Annotated in this window: 25 protein-coding genes; 8 read left to right on the forward strand and 17 right to left on the reverse strand. The window is 63.0% G+C overall.

Going from position 1 to position 14,207, the window contains the following annotated elements; translation table 11 throughout:
- Nucleotides 1–17: 17 nt before the first annotated feature.
- From VGR99_RS13720 to VGR99_RS13730, 3 genes are all read right to left on the reverse strand, one after another.
- Complete coding sequence (locus tag VGR99_RS13720) at nt 18–278, reverse strand: hypothetical protein (protein ID WP_326898912.1); 261 nt, start codon at nt 276–278, stop codon at nt 18–20.
- A 161-nt stretch (nt 279–439) separates the two neighbouring features.
- Nucleotides 440–847, reverse strand: coding sequence for a hypothetical protein (locus VGR99_RS13725; protein ID WP_326898913.1), 408 nt, complete (start codon nt 845–847; stop codon nt 440–442).
- A 265-nt stretch (nt 848–1,112) separates the two neighbouring features.
- Nucleotides 1,113–1,577 (reverse strand): hypothetical protein, encoded by a 465-nt coding sequence (locus VGR99_RS13730; protein WP_326898914.1) that lies wholly within the window; start codon nt 1,575–1,577, stop codon nt 1,113–1,115.
- Nucleotides 1,578–1,688: 111 nt separating this feature from the next.
- Between VGR99_RS13730 and VGR99_RS13735 the strand changes: the two genes are divergently transcribed.
- From VGR99_RS13735 to VGR99_RS13760, 6 genes are read left to right on the forward strand one after another with little or no spacing between them, the layout of a single operon-like run.
- The gene (locus tag VGR99_RS13735; RefSeq protein ID WP_326898915.1) at nt 1,689–2,144 is read left to right on the forward strand and encodes a hypothetical protein; all 456 of its coding nucleotides are present in this window, start codon (nt 1,689–1,691) and stop codon (nt 2,142–2,144) included.
- Nucleotides 2,141–2,281, forward strand: coding sequence for a hypothetical protein (locus tag VGR99_RS13740; RefSeq protein ID WP_326898916.1), 141 nt, complete (start codon nt 2,141–2,143; stop codon nt 2,279–2,281). The genes VGR99_RS13735 and VGR99_RS13740 overlap by 4 nt, the downstream gene beginning before the upstream one ends.
- Nucleotides 2,278–2,496, forward strand: a complete 219-nt coding sequence (locus VGR99_RS13745; protein WP_326898917.1) for a hypothetical protein — start codon at nt 2,278–2,280, stop codon at nt 2,494–2,496. The genes VGR99_RS13740 and VGR99_RS13745 overlap by 4 nt, the downstream gene beginning before the upstream one ends.
- Before the next feature lie 49 nt (nt 2,497–2,545).
- Complete coding sequence (locus VGR99_RS13750) at nt 2,546–2,902, forward strand: hypothetical protein (protein ID WP_326898918.1); 357 nt, start codon at nt 2,546–2,548, stop codon at nt 2,900–2,902.
- Between the two features lie 2 nt (nt 2,903–2,904).
- Complete coding sequence (locus VGR99_RS13755) at nt 2,905–3,162, forward strand: hypothetical protein (protein ID WP_326898919.1); 258 nt, start codon at nt 2,905–2,907, stop codon at nt 3,160–3,162.
- Nucleotides 3,163–3,166: 4 nt separating this feature from the next.
- Nucleotides 3,167–3,313, forward strand: coding sequence for a hypothetical protein (locus VGR99_RS13760; RefSeq protein WP_326898920.1), 147 nt, complete (start codon nt 3,167–3,169; stop codon nt 3,311–3,313).
- A 359-nt stretch (nt 3,314–3,672) separates the two neighbouring features.
- Here VGR99_RS13760 and VGR99_RS13765 read toward each other — a convergent pair whose 3' ends face one another.
- From VGR99_RS13765 to VGR99_RS13820, 12 genes are all read right to left on the reverse strand, one after another.
- On the reverse strand, nt 3,673–5,919 hold the full coding sequence (locus VGR99_RS13765; RefSeq protein ID WP_326898921.1) for an AAA family ATPase: 2,247 nt from the start codon (nt 5,917–5,919) through the stop codon (nt 3,673–3,675).
- On the reverse strand, nt 5,916–6,188 hold the full coding sequence (locus VGR99_RS13770) for a hypothetical protein (RefSeq protein ID WP_326898922.1): 273 nt from the start codon (nt 6,186–6,188) through the stop codon (nt 5,916–5,918). The genes VGR99_RS13765 and VGR99_RS13770 overlap by 4 nt, the downstream gene beginning before the upstream one ends.
- Entirely contained in the window at nt 6,185–6,448 is a 264-nt protein-coding gene (locus VGR99_RS13775) for a hypothetical protein (RefSeq protein WP_326898923.1), read from the reverse strand. The genes VGR99_RS13770 and VGR99_RS13775 overlap by 4 nt, the downstream gene beginning before the upstream one ends.
- Before the next feature lie 174 nt (nt 6,449–6,622).
- The gene (locus VGR99_RS13780; RefSeq protein ID WP_326898924.1) at nt 6,623–6,844 is read right to left on the reverse strand and encodes a hypothetical protein; all 222 of its coding nucleotides are present in this window, start codon (nt 6,842–6,844) and stop codon (nt 6,623–6,625) included.
- The gene (locus VGR99_RS13785; protein ID WP_326898925.1) at nt 6,841–7,245 is read right to left on the reverse strand and encodes a hypothetical protein; all 405 of its coding nucleotides are present in this window, start codon (nt 7,243–7,245) and stop codon (nt 6,841–6,843) included. The genes VGR99_RS13780 and VGR99_RS13785 overlap by 4 nt, the downstream gene beginning before the upstream one ends.
- Entirely contained in the window at nt 7,242–7,370 is a 129-nt protein-coding gene (locus VGR99_RS13790; RefSeq protein WP_326898926.1) for a hypothetical protein, read from the reverse strand. Before VGR99_RS13790 ends, VGR99_RS13785 begins: the two co-directional genes overlap by 4 nt.
- A complete protein-coding gene (locus VGR99_RS13795) occupies nt 7,367–7,951 on the reverse strand; it encodes a GcrA family cell cycle regulator (RefSeq protein ID WP_326898927.1) in 585 nt (194 codons plus the stop codon). The genes VGR99_RS13790 and VGR99_RS13795 overlap by 4 nt, the downstream gene beginning before the upstream one ends.
- A gap of 158 nt (nt 7,952–8,109) precedes the next feature.
- A complete protein-coding gene (locus VGR99_RS13800; protein WP_326898928.1) occupies nt 8,110–8,904 on the reverse strand; it encodes a hypothetical protein in 795 nt (264 codons plus the stop codon).
- A gap of 3 nt (nt 8,905–8,907) precedes the next feature.
- Complete coding sequence (locus VGR99_RS13805) at nt 8,908–9,087, reverse strand: hypothetical protein (protein WP_326898929.1); 180 nt, start codon at nt 9,085–9,087, stop codon at nt 8,908–8,910.
- Nucleotides 9,084–9,296: a hypothetical protein gene (locus tag VGR99_RS13810; RefSeq protein WP_326898930.1), complete on the reverse strand. Its 213-nt coding sequence runs from the start codon at nt 9,294–9,296 to the stop codon at nt 9,084–9,086. The genes VGR99_RS13805 and VGR99_RS13810 overlap by 4 nt, the downstream gene beginning before the upstream one ends.
- 11 nt (nt 9,297–9,307) lie before the next feature.
- Entirely contained in the window at nt 9,308–9,565 is a 258-nt protein-coding gene (locus tag VGR99_RS13815; protein ID WP_326898931.1) for a hypothetical protein, read from the reverse strand.
- A complete protein-coding gene (locus VGR99_RS13820) occupies nt 9,546–9,752 on the reverse strand; it encodes a hypothetical protein (protein WP_326898932.1) in 207 nt (68 codons plus the stop codon). The genes VGR99_RS13815 and VGR99_RS13820 overlap by 20 nt, the downstream gene beginning before the upstream one ends.
- A gap of 114 nt (nt 9,753–9,866) precedes the next feature.
- Here VGR99_RS13820 and VGR99_RS13825 point away from each other — a divergent pair, with 114 nt between their 5' ends.
- On the forward strand, nt 9,867–10,187 hold the full coding sequence (locus VGR99_RS13825) for a hypothetical protein (RefSeq protein WP_326898933.1): 321 nt from the start codon (nt 9,867–9,869) through the stop codon (nt 10,185–10,187).
- The gene (locus VGR99_RS13830; RefSeq protein ID WP_326898934.1) at nt 10,187–11,575 is read left to right on the forward strand and encodes a hypothetical protein; all 1,389 of its coding nucleotides are present in this window, start codon (nt 10,187–10,189) and stop codon (nt 11,573–11,575) included. The genes VGR99_RS13825 and VGR99_RS13830 overlap by 1 nt, the downstream gene beginning before the upstream one ends.
- On the opposite strand, the gene VGR99_RS13835 is transcribed toward VGR99_RS13830, so the two are convergent.
- Together VGR99_RS13835 and VGR99_RS13840 are read right to left on the reverse strand one after the other, a co-directional pair.
- On the reverse strand, nt 11,572–13,821 hold the full coding sequence (locus VGR99_RS13835; RefSeq protein ID WP_326898935.1) for a hypothetical protein: 2,250 nt from the start codon (nt 13,819–13,821) through the stop codon (nt 11,572–11,574). The genes VGR99_RS13830 and VGR99_RS13835 overlap by 4 nt on opposite strands.
- Nucleotides 13,818–14,198: a hypothetical protein gene (locus tag VGR99_RS13840; protein ID WP_326898936.1), complete on the reverse strand. Its 381-nt coding sequence runs from the start codon at nt 14,196–14,198 to the stop codon at nt 13,818–13,820. Before VGR99_RS13840 ends, VGR99_RS13835 begins: the two co-directional genes overlap by 4 nt.
- Between the last annotated feature and the right edge of the window lie 9 nt (nt 14,199–14,207).

Below are 14,207 nucleotides of genomic sequence, written 5' to 3' on the forward strand. Positions count from 1 at the left end.
AAATCACAAGATACGCGTCAAGACGACGGCTCGGCGTCCGGCACCCCCTGCCCGCCCGAGCGCACATCGGCGTCCGGCACCGGCTGCCAACCCGGGCGCACTTCGACGACTTCGACGTCGGGGTGCAGCGCCATCGCCGGAGCGTAGCCGAACGCCGCCGCGCGGCGCATGAGATCGTTTATCCGCTCCTGCGAAAGACCCGCCAAGATACGCACCCGCCGACCTGGCGATGCGTCGATGAAGGCTTTCGCCGCGACGTCGATTTCGTCTTCGGTCATGATCCGCGTCAGGCCTTTTTCACGGGCGCCAGGCGTCGGCCGTTCTTGGTGACGCGAAGCGCGCCGTTCGCGATCAGGAACACGGCGGCTTCGAGCTCGGCTTTGGTCAGGTCCATTTCGATTCTCCGTGACGGTTGACGAATTCAGGCGCGAATGCTGCGCTACTTCGCCGAAGTGCCTTCGACGCCGCGGCGCATGCGGTCGAGCGTGCGCTTCTGCAGCCAGAGCAGCGCCTGCTCGACGTTCGTCAGCGCCAGCGCGTTCTCACGGCTCGAATACGGCCCCGCCTGGAACGAGCGCAGGCGGTCGGCGACGATCGAAAGCAGCACTTCCTGCGTGATGCCGTTGACGCCGGCCTCGGCGATCGGGCCGTTCTGGAAAAGGATCGTTGCGTGCTCGGCCGGCTGCCCGTGGCGCGCCGTAAACGGGCAGGACGGGTTCGATCCGGTGTTGAAGCCGGTGATCATGTACAGGTGGTTCGCGCCGCCAGCGCCCGGTTCGTCCGTCACGGTGATGACGAGCTTGTCGTTGGCAGGGTTGACGCGGTGATCGGTCACTTCGCGGGTCATTTTGCGGTCCTTCGCGGTCGTTGCGGTGGTCAGTGTTCGTCGCTGTATCACGCTAAAGCATACAACGTCAATTTTTGTACCGTTTCGCATGAAATCAGTATCCCAAAATCGGTTTTTGGGCCGCAAATTTGTAGCGGTGTCCGACGCCGCTTCGGTTTACACGCCGAAACCGTCACCAGGGGGCAGCCGCCGGCCAGGCCGGCAGCCGATCGCCGTTCGAGCACGGCGCCGATGCGCCGTTGCTATCTCATACAGTTAGACAAAGCTAAGCGAATACAGACTCTTCGCTATCCGGGTTGGGCGCATCTTGCGCGCTTTCGCCCTCAATCGGTAGCTCCTTACCGCTTACGACCTTCATTCGGGCTTCGAGCTGGCGCTGTGCCTGGCTCAACAGCTCGCGGATCTTGTCCGGCGGCATTTCGGCCAGGTCGGCTTCAGACAGGTTTGCGGCGCCTGTGATGCCGCTGAGCTGCACCAAGGCCTTGGCGGCCGCACCGCGCGTGCTGCCCTTCTGTTTCACGTCTTCTGCGAGCTCAATCAACACTCTAACGCCCACTTCGGCGCCCTCGGTTTGGAGCCTAAGCCGTGCTCGCCGGCGCACTTCTTCGGCCACGTCGGGATTGCGCATCAGCTTGCTCGCCGCGGCTGGCGCGTGAGCGTAGCCGGCTTTTTCGGCCGAATAGGCCGGATCGCCCGAAACGGCCATTTTGGCCGCAAATGCCCGCTCCATCGCGGTTAACTGCCCCTTTCGCTGCCTCATAACCCTTTTGCTTACTCTGAGAATAACCGCAAAAACTTACCTTAGCGGTTACTTACCTCTTTCGAGCACGATAGGCCGAACGTGAAAAAATCTCAACCCGTCTGTATTTTGTCTCTTGACGATAGCATACAACTGACATACGTTTATTCCATCAACAACGGAGGACACCCGATGCCGAAGGTTATAACTTTCCTCGCCCCTGCTATCGACCCAAAGACCCGCCAGGCAATGACTGTAGAGCGCCGCGGCGTTGTCGCCCTGCTCTACGTCGGCAACATCCAAGAAAAATTCGTTCTGCAGTTTCGCGCTGGCACCGACACGGTCGAGTGTCTCACACACTACGCGTCCGGCTACAAATTCGGCGACCTCGCCCCGATCAAGCTCCGTCACGCCCGCAGCTATCGCACCATGACCGATCGCGCGGCGGCAGAAGAGCTGATCTCCGACGCCGTCGCGAAGCGCGGCGCCGACGACATCCGCAAGATCATGAACGCCATGCCCGTCCTCAACGGCGCCGACGACAAGGTGGAAGCATGAAATACCCCCGCCGCAACTATCTCACAAACGAACAGATCGAAGCCGCCCTGGCCGCGATCATGGCTGCGCTCTACCCCAACTGCGAAGAGGGGTGGAACGCGTGGAGCCGCTACGCTGCAAACGGAGAATGGATATGACCGCGTTCGATGCTCAGCTCCGCAAGGTAAAGGCCCTCGAAGAAAAGCTCGCGGGTTGGTCCAATAAACTCAACGACCCGCGCAAGTTCAAACCCGTTATGCAAATCGAGTGGGGCCGCTGTTTCGACGCCCGCGAGAAGGCCAAGACGGAGCTTTGCCGCATGGACCGCGAGCGCTTCGCGGTCGTCTACCCGAACGAACCGAACGACCGTTAGCTCGCCTGAACTGTATCAACCACCGCAAGACAACACAGGACATCTGACCATGACCGACATCTACGACCAACACGCAAAAGCCTTCGCGAACGTTTCCGCCTATGTCGTCGCGAAGGATGGCGACATCATCGCCCGAATCGCGTTCAAGCACTCAAAGAGCAATTTGCGCGTTACCTGTTATCTGCACATCCTCGGCGCGCAGATGGTGAAGGCCTACGCGACGGGCGGTAACTACGACCGCCACACCGCAGCAGCTCGCAGCGCGATAAGCAAGGTTGTGGCCGAAGATACCGACATCCGCACGGTGCAGCGCGTCGGAGCATTCCGCGACGCTGTCACCGACAACGGCGCGCATTGGGATCAGGATTTGCGCCGCGTCGGCTTCGACGTCTGGCAGGCTGTCTGATCATGACGCGCAAGCAAATCTTGGCCGCTCTCAAAGCCGCAGGCGCGGCGAACGATCGCCAGGCGTGGACACGTCTCTACGTCGAAAACCGCGTCTCCCTTGTGGCCGCAAACCAGCAATGGCGGGAAGGCCAAGCTTGGGCTGAGTTCATCAAATACCGAAACGAACGGGTCGACGCGCTACTCGGTCAAACGCTAGTTGTCATCGACTCTCGCCCCGACTATGGCAGGGACCGGCTCAAAGGCGCGCAGGGAGACTAGGGTCATGATCCTGTGGTTGATCATCGTCGGCCTGCTGCTGGCGTTGTTGATGCTCCCCGCCCGCGCGTTCGGCTGGCTGTGCGGTCAGGCCGCGCGTATCCTGGTTCGCGACCGCAAGCCCCCGCTTCCGCCCCCGATAGACCCGCGATAGCATACCTTGACTTCGGCCTGCCCCCCGCCTGGTTTTGCGCCCGGCGGGGTTTCTGTTGAATAGCATACGTTTTGCCCCAAACGACACGAAGGCGGGGTGGTGGCCTCTGTAGGGCCAACCCCTCCCCGTAGGGGAGGGTCACTTTGATGCAGCACTTTGATGCACTTTGATGCAGACATACAAAGAACGCCTTTTTCCTTTGATTTCAACACGTTCTGCGAGCACTTGATGCAAAACGCAGAGCACTTTGATGCACCTTGATGCAGAAGTGCATCAAAGTGACCTCGATGCAATGATTTCAATGGGTTACGAGAGCACTTCGTGCACCTTGATGCACTCGAAAAAGCACTTTGATGCACTCAGCCGAAGACGCTTTCGTCCGTTTCGGTCGCCGCGGGATGTATGACCTTATAGCCTACAATTGGCATACGGTTAGACGGCTTCCTGCCGACGACGGCGACCGCCACCCGCCCCGCCTTAATGACGCGCTGCCAGCTCGCTTCCACGTCCCCAAACGGATACAGCGCCAGCACGTCCGAGCGCTTCATCAGGACGCGCGGCGCATAGTTGGGCGAGTTGTACCCCTTGACCATCGCGACGCCCTCCACGCACGCCTCCCCTACCGCGGCGAGCAGTGCATCATCGATCGCGTTGCCCATCGATTTAACCGGCCCTACGACCGCGCCAGGCGCCCCCACAGTGGCCGACTCGTCGGCGCCGTCGTCCAATACCGCGCCGGCCTTTGCGCTCTCCAGCGCGAAGCAGCCGCGCTGCCATCGCAGCATGAACACGTCACCGCTCGCCCCGTAATTGGCCTTACGGTTCTCGAGCCTCCGGAATGGTCCTGTGCCGTCTTTCGTGGCGTGCTGCAGATAGAGCCGCGAGCGCACAGACGCGTGCCAGGCCGTCGAACCGGACGTGCCATCGCCGCCAACAGCCTGCCCCGCTTTGCTGGGGTGGCCTAGCGCCAGGACGGCGCCGCCGATCTCTTGTGCGAGCCGGCCAAGGCATGACTGAACGTATTGCCGAACCTGCGAGCGATCGATCTCGGATCCGCCGAACGTGTCGGCGATCGTATCGACGACCAGCAGCTTTGCGCCGAAGGCCTTTGCGTCGCGCAGCAGCATTTCCCAAACGGCCGTGCGCTTCATTGCCGCGCTGCTGGACGTCCAGACGGCGAGCAGGTTGTCCATATATTTCCGCGACGCGATTCGCAGCCAAGGGCTGAGCTCTTCGAGATCCGCACCCATAGCCAGGCAAATGTCGCGCTGGCGCAGGTTCAGCTCGTCTTCGCTATCTTCGCAAAGGAACATCATGACCTTGCAGCGTTCGGTCGCGCGGCCAAGGAATTGGGCGCCGAGTGCCACAGCCGTGCCACCCTGCTGTGCCAATAGCGTTTTGCCGACGCCGCCTGCGCCCGTGAGAAGCGTAACCTCGCCGTCGGGCACCATGCCCGCAATGATCCAGCGACGCTTCGGCGGCGTGACGCCGGCCCACTCTTTCGGGTCCACCCAGCGGATCGGGGCGGCCGCATCTTGGGTCTGGTCTTCTAAAAGGCGTGGCGAATTTTCTATAAACAGGCTTTCGGGTTCATCTGGAATTTCCTCGAACCACGCATCTGTGCGCTTGAAGCTGTTGCCGCTGTGTGTCTCGGCCAGCTCGTAAAGCCATGACGCGCCCCGCCGATACGGCGGCTTCATCCGGCGCCAATCGGCTTCGACGATACCAGGGTCATTGTCCCCGTCGGTCCAGCGCGCGCACCAATCGCTGAAGAGCCCGAAAGCTTCCTGCTCGTGATCGGGGAGCGCGGCCTTGATGGCGTAGCCGAAGTCTCTGTAGGCCTCACGTGTCGGGAATGCCGCCGACGTGTTCGGCGTCGCCTCGACGGCCTTGCGAACGGCATCCAGATCGCCGCGCAGTGACGCCTGGTTGACAACGTCAGTCGCGCCCTCGGTGACGATTGGCTTCGCGGCCGGCAGGATGGAGCGCAGTTCCTCGAGCAGCGCCACGATCTGCGCCGGCGTTGCGATCGGCAGTTCAGCGAACGGTTTGAGCTCGAACGGCCAGGCGTAGGGCAGCTTGGTCTTGGGGTGGATGCCATGCGCGACGAACTGACGGCCGTCTGACAGGATCTCGACGCGGTCGCGCGGCTGGTTGCGCTCGGTTAAAGGCCCGAAGTCAACGCGGCAATATTTGATCGGCTCGGAGATCCGGCACAGATAGCCAGCCTTCGGGAAATTGCCGATGCGCGTAGGCAGCACGCCGATGTGCTTGATGACGGCCTGCTGGATGATGGCTGCGTGCTGCTTGTCGGGCGTGTCGGCGTCGATCAGGACAATGCCCTGCCCGCACTTGATGCCGATGCCGGCGCCCATGCTCTGCCAGCGCCGGCAATCCTTTTCGTCGGCCTCGTGGGGCAGCCAATCGAAGCCGAACCATTTGCCGTCCTGGCCCTTGACGCCGACGGCTTTGCCGCGGCTGTCCTGATGCGTGCCGACGCGCGCGTAGAGGCTGCTGCGCTCGCTGATGTCGGCGTCATGCGGGATGATCGGAACGAGGCGTGTGTAACCCAGGCGCCAAAACGCCTCGAACGTGTTGACTGTCATTTTTGCGGCGGATCACACATCAGGGCGTAGCCGCCCCCGTAGTTATGTTCAGCGAGAAAGCCGGCCATCTTGTCTTTGTGGCCCGTCGCGATAGCGATCAGTTCGGCTAACCACGTTACGGGCACTTCACCGTCGTGGACGATGACGCAGGACCACCCAACGCGCAGTCTGACGATCTCGTCGCGTTCTGTCGGCTCGATGTCTATGAAGCATCCGCCCCGCGCGCCCTCGCCGGCAAAGCGGTTCGGACAGATATGCCCTCGTTTCATGCCTGCACCTTCTCCACCAACTCGCCTTTGAGCCACTTCGCCAGCGCGACCTTGCCGCCGTGCAGGGTGCAGTAGGGCTTGCCGTCGATCTCGACGACGCTCTCACGCTGACAGCGCGCCGGGTCCGTGTGTGGCCGCAGATCGGCGTATCGACCTTTGCGCCAGGTCTCGAAATGCGTGTTCGCTGGCACGACCGTCGTGCATTGCGGCGTGATGACGCGCTCCGGCGGCGGGGGCGTCTGCTTAAGCTTGCTGATCATCGTCACCCCGCAGCCAGCGCGCAAAACGACGTGCGCGAGACGGCCCTGTTCCCGGCGCCATTGCGCCAGCGTAGGCGCAATAACAGCCGTGTTGTTTCATGCCTATGCAGTCCTCGCAATCGAACATCGGCCACGCGAAGTCGCGCAGCCAGCGCCAACGTCGGAACATGCGCCTCATTGCCGCGTGTCCTCTGTGCCGTGCTTGGCGTTGAGCGCAGCCATCATGAGATTGCACTTCACCACGCCGTGATGCTGGACCATTGCGCCGAGCGACGTCTTCGCCAGTTTAGCGACGAGCGTGTTCGGGTTGGAGCACGCCAGGATCGCCTGCTCGAAGTCGTCGAGCTCGGCCTGTGTGAACGGGCGCGCGTGCGCGAAGGTGACGGTGCCGGTCATTTGCCCTCGCTCTGTGGGCGCGTGAGTGGGGAAGTATCGAAGACGTGCGTGATTGCAGCGTCGTCCATCAGCCGCGTGCGGCCCCTCATCGCATAGACCGCATCTTGGATGTTCTTGAACAGCCCCTCGGGACGGTGCTCGGGCTCGATGCCGGTCCTGATTTGCTCTCGGATCGTCTCCAACAGCTCGTGTAATTTTGACTGGCGTTCGTCCTCCGCCATAAGCAAACGGAGCGCCGCCGCCATGTCTTGCAATCTCTGCGGTGGAGCGCTGAGCGCTTCAATGATGCGGTCAATCTGCTCTGCCTTCAGGTGCACGAGATGGTCTCCGTTCTCGTAGCATTGAAGATGCTGAATCAGCTCATCATTGCCGGCAGAACAGCGTTCAGGTGAATCGGTCATTTGCACCTCACGGATTTGATGATCCAAGCCACGACGACCAGGCCGAGCACGGTCGGCACGATGGCGAACAGCCAGGCGAGGACGGGGGTGATGTACGGAGCTGCTGCGGGGATCGGGAAACTCATTCGTGAGCCCTCCGGTCGTGCGGCGCGCAGTACGGCTTCCCCGCGCTGAAGTTGGCGCCCGTGCATCCGCAGAAGACGAAACCCGCCTCGCCTGGCGCACCTTTCGGCCAGCGGCACATGTCGTTCTTGAGCTCGTCCAGCGAAACGCCGACGCCATCGCTCGGCTCTTCGTAGCGGCTAATATCTCCCACCACGGGCTTCGCGCCGATCAGGTGCATGCCGTTGAGCGACGAGCGCTTCGGCTCTTTCGGCAGATGCAGCACCGGCCGGTCGAGCTTCCGCTGCGCGCGCTGCTCTTTGAGTTTTTCGCCGCGCGTCTTGCGCACGTAAGGCGCTGCGGGTTTTACGGAACGGGCGTGCTGATTCGTGTTGTGGACCGCTCGTGTGAAGCCTTTGCGGTCGATCAAGCTGATGACTGAGTTGCGCGATCGGCCGTTGAGCTGGCTCGAGATCTGGCTTGCAGACCAGCCTGCGGCCCACTTTTCACGGGCGAACTTGATCTCTTCGTCAGACCACCCACGGCGTTCGTGCGTGACGCCATCTACTGAATATTGATTTCCATGCGGGATTGTTTTAAGCATGAGTCGTCCTTCGCTCCGGTCAGGGCGGTGGGCATTGCGGTGGGCATTGCGGTGGTGATTGGCGGCGGGCTTTTTGCGGAGCCCGCCGTTTTATTTTGAGCAGCGGGACGTTACCCTACCGCTTTGTATTACGCTGTCAAACGCTATTCGATACAGCGCTAGCCGAGCACGCCGGTGGTTTGCTGCCCCTGCTTCAGGAAGATCGGCAGCGGCTCTGCCGTGGACATGTGGGCGCGCAGCCGGTCAACGTTCGGGGCGTCGTCGGCTCCACCGAGCACGGCGCCCTCGTGAATGAACGTGACGGTGTGGGGCTGGCCGGTCAGCTGCGAAAGCTTCTCGGCGTCGGCGTGCAGCGCATCCTGCAGTTCCGGAGGGAAGCCCTCTTCCGGACAGCCCGCGCTGTGGCCGCCGAACACTCCGCACGTTGTGCATTCAGTTGACGCGACCTGATGCTCATCGCCGCTATCGCCCGACACGGGCTCGGCGCCAGCGGTGTCCTGCTGGCCCTGGTCGATGACAGGCAGCTCCGGCCTGACGTCGGTTTTCTCCGGCTCGAGCGCCGCGGTAACAGCGTCCGTGACGCTCTGAAGCACAACGCCAGTAACCCCGCCCTGCGCGTTGGTCTCAACAGTTGACGGCTCGATCGTGAGGGGCGCGACGCGGACCTTCAGCAACGCAGTCGTGCCCTCGCTGGCGGATGTTGGCCCGGCCTGCGGGCGCGACACTTTCAGCATGGTCAACGCGGCCGTAGCGACGGCCTGCGCGTGCTGGCGGGTCTCGTCGAAGAGCGCAACGGCTTCGCTGTGGCGCGCCTGCAGCGCGGCGTGGTCGTTCTGCAGGGACGACAGCGCGGTCTTCAGCTGTGCGTTCTCGGATCTCACGCTGTCGAGGTTGGCGAGCGCGACGGAAAGGTCGTGTTCGATCGTGGCGACTTGGTCGGCAATTGCAGGCATCGGTCAGAGCTCCCTGAGTTGTGGCAATAGTTCTTCGAGCGCGTCGCTGATTGCGGCGAGAAGTTCATCGTTGGTCATCTCGTTGACCTTGTCGGTGGCGTAGGCCTCTGCGACCAGCGCCAATTGGTGCTTGCGGCATTGTCTCTCGTGGAGTTCGCGCACGGCGCGGTAAACGGCGCTCACGCGAAGTCCCCGCGGATCGGCAGCGCGCGTTCGAGCGTCTTGCGGACGGCGTTGGCGCCGAACGGGCTGAGCTCGGAGAACCGGCCGACGCGCCAGAACCGGCGCGCTTCCTCGACGCGCTGGTGCGCGTAGGCCTTGCCGAAGTTCACGGTCAGGCAGCGCACGGTCGCCCGCAGGCTCTCGTGCTCGACGCTCTCGTAGGTGTGCATCGCGATTGTCCTCAGTCGAAGATGCTGCGGTCAGGCAGTTGCGGTGGTGAAGGCGCCGGCGGCGCAACAGGCCGCGGGTCGTAGGGGTCGTCGGTCGCCGGCGCGGGAAAAGCCGCCAGGATCGCGTCGGCCTCGGTCTCGCCCTTGAAGGTGTAGACCTGGCCGCCGTCGTAGATTTCGAGCGTCACGCTCCGTCCCGGCTCCATCGCGTAGACGGCCAGTGCGAGATCCGGGCGCGCCGCGCGCAGGTCATCCAAAGATGGGCGCATCGGCCTTGCCCTCGGTCGCCGCCGGCTGCGTCTTCAGGCCGAGACCCTTGCGCAGCGTCATGTCGATCGTGCTCGCTAGCGAGCGGCCTTCCTTGCTGGCGCGCTCGTCGAGCTTTGCGCGCAGGCCGTTGTCGAGCCAGATGCAAGTGCGCTTCGAGCGCTGGTTTTTAGGCTTGGTTTTCGCCAAGTGCTGCTCCGATGGTGGCGGGAATCTGTTGTATCAAATGTATGTCGTTTGTATTCCATTGTCAACAAGCGCGAAAGACAATACATTCGGGAACCGCTAATTTTGCGAGGCGCTATGGCCTATTCACAGAATCAAGCGCTGTTCTCGGCGCGCACGACCGACGGCAACAGCAACGCGGTTTCATGGCCCGGCGGGCGCGGCGTCTTCGCGGTGTTCGGCACGTTCGGCGGCGCGACCTGCAAGCTGCAATGGTCGCCTGACGCTGATGCAGGCGGCTCGACTTGGCTCGATGTCGACGCGGCCGGCGACGCTTACGTTACCAGAACCGCGAATGGCGCTGGCGGCTTCGAGCTCCCGCCCTGTCAGATCCGCGCGGTGCAGTCGGGGTCGACAACGACGAGCCTTACGGCCACCGTCGGCGGGTTGCGACTCTGATGCCGGCGATCTCTTTTCCCATTTCTGGCGCGCTCGGCGGTAGCGGCGGCGGAAAGGTCAACGTCCGCGTCGTTCCGGACACCGCAAACAGCTTCTATGTCATGGCGCGCAACGTGCGCGGGACCGCGTTCGCTTATCACTTCATTCGCAATACGGGCGGCAACTCAGCGACTGACCAGGGCGGATCGTGGCCGAATTGGCGCTACGTTGGCTGCGCTGAATTTGCCAGCGTGCTTAGCGTCCCCACCGGCGCGCCCATCCGAACATTCTCTAACGACACGGGCGCGCAGGATTACGCTTTCGTGTTGCCGACGTCGTCGGGCAAATTTTCCGGTTCATACCACGGTATAGGCTCCGGCTCGCTGACCGCTGAAGCGTTGACGATCGACGGTCAAGCATTCGACCCCACGTCCAGCGTCGCTTCCGGCAACCAGATTGTTCTCACGCATAGCGTGTCGATCACAGACGGCTCTAGCACCGTTACCGTGACAGGATTCACCGTCACGATCAACGCTGCTGGTATCTTCTTCGATTCCGGCACGGTCTCGTCATCGGCCGTACTTGCGACTGCCTACATCGGGATGGGCATCGCTACAGGCACTTACGACGAAGGCACCTTTACGCTTGCAAGCGGTGGAACCGAATACAAAACACCGATATCGGTCGGCACGACGACCTACGGCCGCGTCTATCTGCAAAAAGCCAACATGGTCAGTCTGCGCAGAACAGCAGACGGCGTGACGATGAGGTTTACAACCAACGCGCCCAACCAGGCGAACTATCGTCGGACGTCCGTGGTGCGCGACACCACGATCGGGCGGTCGAAGTTCTATTTCGATATGGGCAACGCCAGTGCATTCGGCTCGGTGTCCGGCATATCGTGGTCGCAGACGTTCGAGCTCGGCGCGACCGGGGCGACTTCATTTGCAGCCAACATGATTACGAACGGAACTTTCCCGGCGAACATATCCGGGTGGACGACTAACCAAAACCCGTCCGGGGTGGTGTGGAACGCGGGTGGCTTCCTTCGCATGACGCGCGGCGCGAGTGGCACTGACACTCGAACTATTCAAGGCGTGACGACGGTGATTGGTGCGCCCTATCTGCTTTCCGCGGAGAACGTGTATACGCCGAACGTAGGCGGAACCTATTTGAACCCAGGTTCGCTCGGCTTGACAAACAACAGCAACGGCAGCACGTCGTCCCCCACACCCGCCTATGCGCCGATCAACTACGACCAGAACGGCTATAACGCGCACGTTGTCATCCCGACCGCGACGACGCAATACGCTATGCTGGCGCTTCCCGCCGACACGGTGTCCGGCAACGATACGACCAGCGACACGAGCGATTGGGACAACGTCCAGATGTTCCCTCTCGCGGCCTAGTCCTTCCGGTAGCGCTTCCCGACGAACCCGCTCGCCGTCAGCGGCAAGCCCTTTGCCCACGGCGGCAGCCGGCAGATCAGCTCTTCGAAGAAGCGGACGTCGCCGCTGCCGCGCACCTTCTCGGTGATGATCTCGTCATGCACATGGCCGATGACGGGGTAGCCGTTCGCTTCGGCGAGCCGGATCCCGTTCTCGAGCAGGTCCAGCGCGATGGCCTGCACGATGTTCTCGAAAGCGAGGCCGCCGTAAAGGGCGAAGCGGACCCACCGCTTCGTGACGCTGTCGACGCCGAGCGCGGTCGGGGACGGCTTCGCTTCGCTCTCGATCTTGACGTCGCCCTTCGCGGCCATGCGCTCGGCCTGCGTGCGCTCCATGACCTCGGACGATTCGGCCCATGAGCCGTCGGCCTCCCGCCGGCGCACCCAAACCTGTCGGGAGAGCCGCGGCGAGCCATAGGCCAGGCAGCGGCCGCTGGGCAGCCGGCACCACAGGAAGCCCATCTTGACGAGGTAAGAGACCTTTTTGACCGTGACGACCTGCCCGGGGTTCTGGATGGCCTGCGCGATGCCTTCCTGCAGCGCCGGCCAGCAGCCGACGATTGCGGGATGGGTGGCGCGCCAGCCGACCTTGACGAGCTCAGCGGCCAGCCAGGCCTTGCGGGAGAGCACCTTCGTGGTCGGGTCGCCGCGCTTCAGGCAGGCCTCGTAGCGCTTCTCGGCGGCCTCCCGCCGCTGTTCTGGCGCCACACTCCACACGGGGTCATAGACGGGCTCGATCTTGAGGCTGTAGTTGCGCGCCATCGACCGGAACGCCCCCACCCCGCCCTGATATTGCAGCGACAGCTCGGAAACCTTGCCGACCTGGCGGCGGGGGTCTTTCTTGCCGAGCAGGTCGACGTCGGTGTTGAAGATGCCCGCGGCCGCGCGCCGGTACAGGTCCGGCAGGTCCGGATTGGCGATCAGGTCGAACATCGCCTTGACCTTCCAGTCCTCATCCGCGAACCACGCCGCGACCGCGCCCTCGATGCCGGAATAGTCGGCGACGCAGAGTTCGTGCCCCGGCGCGGCCCAAATGAAGCTGCGGAGCGCGTCGGAGACGAGATGTAGCGGCTTGCCGAGCTCGTCGCCATAGCAGAGCTTCAGCCACTCCGGATCGCCGTGGCGGAAGTTCTCGAACAAGGTCTTCAGGTCGGGGTGCGTGTCCCCGTAGACCTTGCGCGGGCGCGGCAGGTTGTGCAGCTGCGCGTCGACGGACGAATAGCGCCCCGTGCCGGCCGCGCGGAACAGGAAGGCGCCCCGCACGCGATCGTCGGCGCCGGCGCGCTTCAGGAATGCGACCAGCTTCGACGTCGACGTCTTGGCGGCTTCCTGGCGCAGCTCGAGCGCCTGCCGGACCTTTGCCGGTAGATCGTCGGTCTCGAGCAGTTCTTCGATCTCGGCCTTCGCTGCCGACGGGATCGGCACACCCTGCGCGTTGATCCACTCGACGAGCTTCGTGACCTGGCTGCAGGCCGTGACGTAGCCTTTCGGGTACGCCTCCGACGCCGTGGTCGCGGCCATCTGCCGGTCGAGCGGGATCTTCGCCCGCTCGACGAGACGGAGCGCGGCGCGGGCCGACTTGACGTCGATGCGGATGCCGCGGTCGTTGATGCGCTGGTCGATCCAGTACATTTCTTGATCGGCGTCCGAGAGCGGCACCATGCGGCTGTCAGCTTCGGCTTCCGATTCGACGTCGTCGTCGCAATAGTCGTGGAAGCGGTCGAACTTTTCCGGATAGTCCTCTGGCTCGTTGAAATAGAGCCCCGGCGGCTCGTCCTTCTTCTGCCGGCGCGGGATGCTGAAAAAGCGGATCAGCGCCCCGCCCTCTTTGTCCTTTTTGATCTTGAGGCCGAGCGCGTCGCCGAGCCCTTCGAGGCTGCGCGGGAGCGCCATCGCAGCAGCCGTGGCGGCCGTGCAGCGGAACTGCTCGAGCTTCGGCATCGGCCAGCCTATGCGGGCGAGCACGCGTTGCATCAGCAGGCGCTCGAAGCCGGCTTGGTGCGCGGAAATCGTGCCGCCGCGCTCGATGTGCTGGCGGATGTCGTCGGGGCACGGCTGACCGTAGCGCCAGCGTTTCCGCGGGCCGCCGTTGATCTTGTAGGACGCCATCAGCGCCTTGGTGTGCAGCGATTCGAAATAGCGGTAGCCGCCGGCGACCTTGATGTCGACGTCGGAGCGCGTTTCGAAGTCGATTTCGAGTCCGCTCACGCCGACGCCTCGTCGAAAAATCCCTTCTGCTGCAGAAGGTGCCGCTGACGGTGCCAGTTATTGTTCTGCTTGATGGTAGACCACGTCAGATTGTCGCGGCAGTTGTTCGCGCTGTCACCGTCCCCGTGGTCGCCGATCGTGTGGTGCATGCTGCGGCGCCGCTTCCCCGCCCGTTTCAGGATCTCTTTGTGCATGTAGACTTTGCGCTGCTTCCGCGTGCCGTCGGGCAGTCGCTCCGTCGTCATGCGGGTCGCGTAAAACTTTTTGCCGGTGCTGTTGAACGTCGCATGCCAGCGCCACTGCTGCGCCCACTCGTAGTCGATCGGGTCGACCACGACGTACTTTGTGTCGTCCAGCCAGATCTGGCACTCGCTCATGCAAACACC

The organism is Bradyrhizobium sp. (genome assembly GCF_035935975.1).
Lineage (GTDB): Bacteria > Pseudomonadota > Alphaproteobacteria > Rhizobiales > Xanthobacteraceae > Bradyrhizobium.

What these genes read in the sequence shown, in the direction of transcription:
- VGR99_RS13720 (WP_326898912.1), bottom strand. Translation starts at nt 278, where the DNA reads ATGACCGAAGACGAAATCGACGTCGCGGCGAAAGCCTTCATCGACGCA.
- VGR99_RS13725 (WP_326898913.1), bottom strand. Translation starts at nt 847, where the DNA reads ATGACCCGCGAAGTGACCGATCACCGCGTCAACCCTGCCAACGACAAG.
- VGR99_RS13730 (WP_326898914.1), bottom strand. Translation starts at nt 1,577, where the DNA reads ATGGAGCGGGCATTTGCGGCCAAAATGGCCGTTTCGGGCGATCCGGCC.
- VGR99_RS13740 (WP_326898916.1), top strand. Translation starts at nt 2,141, where the DNA reads ATGAAATACCCCCGCCGCAACTATCTCACAAACGAACAGATCGAAGCC.
- VGR99_RS13745 (WP_326898917.1), top strand. Translation starts at nt 2,278, where the DNA reads ATGACCGCGTTCGATGCTCAGCTCCGCAAGGTAAAGGCCCTCGAAGAA.
- VGR99_RS13750 (WP_326898918.1), top strand. Translation starts at nt 2,546, where the DNA reads ATGACCGACATCTACGACCAACACGCAAAAGCCTTCGCGAACGTTTCC.
- VGR99_RS13755 (WP_326898919.1), top strand. Translation starts at nt 2,905, where the DNA reads ATGACGCGCAAGCAAATCTTGGCCGCTCTCAAAGCCGCAGGCGCGGCG.
- VGR99_RS13760 (WP_326898920.1), top strand. Translation starts at nt 3,167, where the DNA reads ATGATCCTGTGGTTGATCATCGTCGGCCTGCTGCTGGCGTTGTTGATG.
- VGR99_RS13765 (WP_326898921.1), bottom strand. Translation starts at nt 5,919, where the DNA reads ATGACAGTCAACACGTTCGAGGCGTTTTGGCGCCTGGGTTACACACGC.
- VGR99_RS13770 (WP_326898922.1), bottom strand. Translation starts at nt 6,188, where the DNA reads ATGAAACGAGGGCATATCTGTCCGAACCGCTTTGCCGGCGAGGGCGCG.
- VGR99_RS13775 (WP_326898923.1), bottom strand. Translation starts at nt 6,448, where the DNA reads ATGATCAGCAAGCTTAAGCAGACGCCCCCGCCGCCGGAGCGCGTCATC.
- VGR99_RS13780 (WP_326898924.1), bottom strand. Translation starts at nt 6,844, where the DNA reads ATGACCGGCACCGTCACCTTCGCGCACGCGCGCCCGTTCACACAGGCC.
- VGR99_RS13785 (WP_326898925.1), bottom strand. Translation starts at nt 7,245, where the DNA reads ATGACCGATTCACCTGAACGCTGTTCTGCCGGCAATGATGAGCTGATT.
- VGR99_RS13790 (WP_326898926.1), bottom strand. Translation starts at nt 7,370, where the DNA reads ATGAGTTTCCCGATCCCCGCAGCAGCTCCGTACATCACCCCCGTCCTC.
- VGR99_RS13795 (WP_326898927.1), bottom strand. Translation starts at nt 7,951, where the DNA reads ATGCTTAAAACAATCCCGCATGGAAATCAATATTCAGTAGATGGCGTC.
- VGR99_RS13800 (WP_326898928.1), bottom strand. Translation starts at nt 8,904, where the DNA reads ATGCCTGCAATTGCCGACCAAGTCGCCACGATCGAACACGACCTTTCC.
- VGR99_RS13810 (WP_326898930.1), bottom strand. Translation starts at nt 9,296, where the DNA reads ATGCACACCTACGAGAGCGTCGAGCACGAGAGCCTGCGGGCGACCGTG.
- VGR99_RS13815 (WP_326898931.1), bottom strand. Translation starts at nt 9,565, where the DNA reads ATGCGCCCATCTTTGGATGACCTGCGCGCGGCGCGCCCGGATCTCGCA.
- VGR99_RS13825 (WP_326898933.1), top strand. Translation starts at nt 9,867, where the DNA reads ATGGCCTATTCACAGAATCAAGCGCTGTTCTCGGCGCGCACGACCGAC.
- VGR99_RS13830 (WP_326898934.1), top strand. Translation starts at nt 10,187, where the DNA reads ATGCCGGCGATCTCTTTTCCCATTTCTGGCGCGCTCGGCGGTAGCGGC.
- VGR99_RS13840 (WP_326898936.1), bottom strand. Translation starts at nt 14,198, where the DNA reads ATGAGCGAGTGCCAGATCTGGCTGGACGACACAAAGTACGTCGTGGTC.